Genomic DNA, 487 nt, shown 5'->3' with positions numbered 1-487 from the left:
GCCTACACGCTTAAACCGGGACAACCGTCGCCCGGCCAACATAGCCTTCTCCGTCCCCCCTTCGCAGTAACACCCAAGTACAGGAATATTAACCTGTTTCCCATCGACTACGCCTTTCGGCCTCGCCTTAGGGGTCGACTCACCCTGCCCCGATTAACGTTGGACAGGAACCCTTGGTCTTCCGGCGAGCGGGCTTTTCACCCGCTTTATCGTTACTTATGTCAGCAGTCGCACTTCTGATACCTCCAGCATGCCTCACAGCACACCTTCACAGGCTTACAGAACGCTCCCCTACCCAACAACGCATAAGCGTCGCTTCCGCAGCTTCGGTGCATGGTTTAGCCCCGTTACATCTTCCGCGCAGGCCGACTCGACCAGTGAGCTATTACGCTTTCTTTAAATGATGGCTGCTTCTAAGCCAACATCCTGGCTGTCTGGGCCTTCCCACATCGTTTCCCACTTAACCATGACTTTGGGACCTTAGCTG

The 487-nt window shown here is 55.0% G+C and carries 1 rRNA gene; it reads right to left on the bottom strand.

The annotated features are described in order from the left end of the window. Positions 1-487 (bottom strand): 23S ribosomal RNA (locus M3148_RS18505); the annotation flags it as partial.

This window comes from Georgenia satyanarayanai, from assembly GCF_023715365.1.
In the GTDB taxonomy this organism is placed as follows: Bacteria; Actinomycetota; Actinomycetes; order Actinomycetales; family Actinomycetaceae; genus Oceanitalea; species Oceanitalea satyanarayanai_B.
Note: the sequence above shows the minus strand (reverse complement) of the source record. Positions and strands in the feature narration are given on the sequence as shown.